This is a genomic window from Pseudomonas sp., assembly GCF_037994325.1.
Taxonomy (GTDB): Bacteria; Pseudomonadota; Gammaproteobacteria; order Pseudomonadales; family Pseudomonadaceae; genus Aquipseudomonas.
On the sequence record NZ_JBBNAH010000260.1, the window covers coordinates 1 to 1,104 of the forward strand.

At 54.1% G+C, this 1,104-nt stretch carries 2 protein-coding genes; both read right to left on the minus strand.

Translation table 11 applies throughout. The features are described from left to right. A partial coding sequence (locus tag AAAB16_RS08830) for an RseA family anti-sigma factor (protein WP_340662998.1) occupies positions 1-143 on the minus strand: 143 nt, incomplete at its 3' end. Between the two features lie 31 nt (positions 144-174). Beyond that, entirely contained in the window at positions 175-756 is a 582-nt protein-coding gene (gene rpoE, locus AAAB16_RS08835) for an RNA polymerase sigma factor RpoE (protein WP_108095477.1), read from the minus strand. Positions 757-1,104 lie beyond the last annotated feature (348 nt).

The following is a 1,104-nucleotide window of genomic DNA, read 5'->3' on the forward strand; positions in this document are numbered from 1 at the left end:
ACAGCACGGGCGACTTGGTAGCGCGCCCAAGTCGAGCGCAATTGGGCGTCGTCGCTGGCACTGAGCACACGGCGCAGTTCCAGTTCATCCGCCTCGTTATCCATCAGGGCGGACAACGATTCTTGCAGGGCTTCACGACTCATGGCGATTCCTCTCTTGGCTAGCGCCGCTGTCTTAGGCTCCCTGCAACAACGGTTGCAGGACCTTATCAATGGCCTCACGAGCGCGGAAAATCCGCGAACGTACAGTACCGACTGGGCATTGCATGACGCTGGCAATGTCCTCGTAACTCAGACCGTCAAACTCTCGCAAAGTTAGCGCGGTGCGCAAATCTTCTGGCAATTGTTCAATGGTTCGATGCACGGCATTTTCAATCTCGTCCCGTAGCATCAGCCGCTCTGGAGACTCGATGTCTTTGAGTGCGTGATCGCCCTCATAAAACTCCGCATCTTCAGCGCTAACATCACTTTCCGGAGGTCGCCGACCGCGCGACACCAGATGATTCTTCGCCGTGTTAATGGCGATACGGTACAGCCATGTATAAAAGGCGCTGTCACCGCGAAAGTTAGCCAGTGCACGGAAAGCTTTAATAAACGCTTCCTGGGCAACATCCTGAGCTTCATGAGGATCGTGCACGAAGCGCACTATCAACCCGAGAATCTTGTGCTGATACTTCAGCACCAACAGATCAAAAGCTCGCTTGTCACCACGCTGCACCCGCTCGACCAACTGCTGATCATCTTCCTGGGTAAGCATGAACACTCCTCAATTGAGTTCGGAGAGAATGCCGTTCCAGCAAGTGAATCAACTTGCCAAGATAGACTCGGGTCTTGCGCAAAAGTTCTCCCCTCCAAACACGTTCCGTACACATATTCTTTTGTCTTGCACGGAATCGCGCAGCACGGCTAGCACGCCGGCTGCGCGGATAATCTTGTCACCGATTTAGTTGTAATGAGTGCGCGACAAGCCGCTCTCGATACAACCCAAACGGCATTGTCCCCATCTGGGTGACTGCCTATGGAACCTGGAATACTTAGAAAGTTCCCAGCCCCCGCGTGCCGTCATAAGCGCGCTATTGTGCAGCCGGCTCGGCCTATATACTAG

Bases quoted from the DNA above. Each gene is read 5' to 3' on its own strand.
- rpoE (WP_108095477.1), bottom strand. From the start codon at position 756: ATGCTTACCCAGGAAGATGATCAGCAGTTGGTCGAGCGGGTGCAGCGT.